This window comes from Tardiphaga sp., from assembly GCF_028290785.1.
Lineage (GTDB): Bacteria > Pseudomonadota > Alphaproteobacteria > Rhizobiales > Xanthobacteraceae > Tardiphaga.
In genome coordinates, this window is the sequence record NZ_JAQGJD010000273.1 from 1 (window position 1) to 2735 (window position 2735).

Here is a 2735-nt window from a genome sequence, read left to right on the forward strand (position 1 = left end):
CCGTTCGCTGATCGGCGACAGGTCCACCGCCGCCGCGGCTTCGCGTGGCCCCGATTTCAGATCGTTGAGCGCGGAAGCAGCACGCTCCGACTGGTTTTTCGCGGCGGCAACATCGCTGCGCAGCGACGCCAGGGATTTTTCCAGCGTGTCGAGACGAGCGGCGATGGCGGGATCGGGGGAAGCGGTGCCGGCCGAGGGCGCGGCAGGCCGGGCCTCGACCTTGGCAACCCGCGCGGCGAGCGCATCCAGCGCCGCATTGTCCTGCGATGGCGGCGTGGCCGAACCGGGCCAACCGGCCAGCGACGCGGCGCCGAGCAGCAGGGCGGCGACCATCGCGCCCGTCGCGGCCGGCAGCAGCACCGAGGGCCGCATCGGTTGCGGTGGCGGCGGTTCGGCAGGCGAATCCGGGTCGGCGATGGATTCGCCGGCGGTCTCCTCGACAGCGGCTTCTTCGGCGGCGGGCGGTTCCCCGACAGTCGCAACTTCCTCCGGGACCACCGGGCCGGAAGTCTCGCGGGTTACTTCGGATGCCGGCAGATCTATGGTCGGCGGCGCACGGCGCGGCCTGCCGGGATCCAGCGGTCCAGTCTCAACGGGCCTGTCATCGACCATGGCGCGGGGTTCCTCGTGGCACGGCGCGCCCCAATCGGGAGGCGCGGCTCTCTCTTAGCGCGATAACCGCCTTAGCGCGATATCGGCGCGATGGCACGGTCCAGCGCCGCGAACAGGGCATTCTCGTCCGGCGTCTGCGCCACCATCACCAGGGTTGCGCCGGCGTCGCGGGCGACCGACGCAATCTGGTCCGACAGGCAGCAATGCGGAATCGCCAGCGCGGAGATTTCGACGCCGGCGATGCCCGCCGCGGCGAAGAAGGCCCGGGCACTGCGGCGGGAATAATGCAGCACCGCCTCGATCCGGCCGGCGGCAAAAGCCTCGGAGACTTCGGCGGGCAGATGGGTCACCGGCGCCATCCGGTAGGCGGTGTGGGTGACGATATTGAAACCGCGTTCGCCGAGTTCGCCGGCAAGATCGCGGGCCAGATCGGCGCCGGCGAGATACAGCAGCGTGCCGCTCTTCTTCAACGTCTTCGCCTTGACGCGCTCGACCATCAGATCGCGCAACGCGGTGGCGTCGCCATCGGCCGAAATGACATTCCTGAAACCCGCGTCGCGGGCGGCCTGGGCGGTGCGCTCGCCGACCGCGAACAGCGGCAGCTTGAGCAGGCCGTCCTTGAATGGCTGGTCGGCGATGGCGCGCAGCGCATTGGCGGATGTCACGATCACCGCGCCATAATGCGCGTCATGGTCGTCGTGAAACGGCACCGTCTCGAAGCGCAGCATCGGCGCCGGCAGCACGTCGAGGCCACGCGCCCGCAACGTGGCGGTGGTGGTGTCGTTGTCGGGTTGCGGTCGGGTGACGAGAATGGCCATGGGATGCCCTGCTTACCGCCTGCAAGCTAACAGATGATTGCACTTTGCGACCCCGCAATGCTACGCCGGGCCGGCAAAGCGGGTTCCCGCCGACACGCAAGGACGGCCATTGACCACCGATCAACCGATGCTGGTGCTGGGAATCGAGACGACCTGCGACGAGACCGCCGCCGCCGTGATCGAACGCCAGCCCGACGGCAGCGGCCGGATCCTGTCCAACATCGTGCATTCGCAGATCGAGGATCACGCGCCCTATGGCGGCGTGGTGCCGGAGATCGCCGCGCGCGCCCATATCGACCTGCTCGACGGCATCATCCGGGGCGCGATGACCGAAGCCGGCATCGGCTTCGCGCAGCTCTCGGCGGTCGCCGCGGCGGCCGGTCCCGGCCTGATCGGCGGCGTCATCGTCGGCCTGACCACGGCCAAGGCCATCGCCATGGTGCACAACACGCCGCTGATCGCGGTCAACCATCTTGAGGCCCACGCGCTGACGCCGCGGCTGACCTGCCCGCTGGCGTTTCCCTATTGCCTGTTCCTGGCCTCCGGCGGCCACACCCAGATCGTCGCGGTCCTAGGCGTCGGCCAATATGTCCGGCTTGGCACCACCGTCGATGACGCCATGGGCGAGGCGTTCGATAAAGTGGCAAAGATGCTCGGCCTGCCCTATCCCGGCGGCCCGCAGGTGGAGCGCGCCGCAGCCGGTGGCGATCCGAAGCGCTTTGCGTTCCCGCGGCCGATGCTGGGCCGGCCCGATGCGCATTTTTCGCTGTCCGGCCTGAAGACCGCCGTGCGCAACGAGGCCAGCCGGATCGCGCCGCTGGAACCGCAGGACATCAGCGATCTCTGCGCCGGCTTCCAGGCCGCGGTGCTGGAAGCCACCGCCGACCGGCTCAGCGTCGGCCTGCGGCTGTTTCAGGAACGTTTTGGAGCGCCGAGCGCTTTGGTCGCGGCCGGCGGCGTTGCCTCCAACCAGGCGATCCGCGGCGCGCTGCAGGCGGTGGCCGCGAAAGCCCAGACCACGCTGATCCTGCCGCCGCCGGCTTTGTGCACCGACAATGGCGCGATGATCGCCTGGGCCGGCGCCGAGCGTTTTGCTTTGGGGATCACCGACACCATGGAAGCCGCGCCGCGCGCGCGCTGGCTGCTCGACGCCGACGCCGTGGCGCCAGCCGGCTACGGCAAAACCCGTGCGGCGTATTGAGGTGCGACTCATGAAAGTTGCATCACACGGAGCCATCTTCTTTTCCCTCCCCCGCGAAGCGTGGGGAGGGGGGCCGGCCGTCAGGCCGGTCGGGTGGGGGTGCC

Annotated in this window: 2 protein-coding genes and 1 pseudogene; 1 reads left to right on the plus strand and 2 read right to left on the minus strand. The window is 69.5% G+C overall.

Annotated elements, in window-relative coordinates:
• Positions 1-612, minus strand: a pseudogene (locus JWR89_RS16720) (hypothetical protein); the annotation flags it as partial.
• A gap of 71 nt (positions 613-683) precedes the next feature.
• A complete protein-coding gene (locus tag JWR89_RS16725) occupies positions 684-1430 on the minus strand; it encodes a uroporphyrinogen-III synthase (protein ID WP_299718093.1) in 747 nt (248 codons plus the stop codon).
• Between the two features lie 127 nt (positions 1431-1557).
• Here JWR89_RS16725 and tsaD point away from each other — a divergent pair, with 127 nt between their 5' ends.
• A complete protein-coding gene (tsaD, locus tag JWR89_RS16730) occupies positions 1558-2631 on the plus strand; it encodes a tRNA (adenosine(37)-N6)-threonylcarbamoyltransferase complex transferase subunit TsaD (RefSeq protein ID WP_299718095.1) in 1074 nt (357 codons plus the stop codon).
• Positions 2632-2735: the final 104 nt, after the last annotated feature.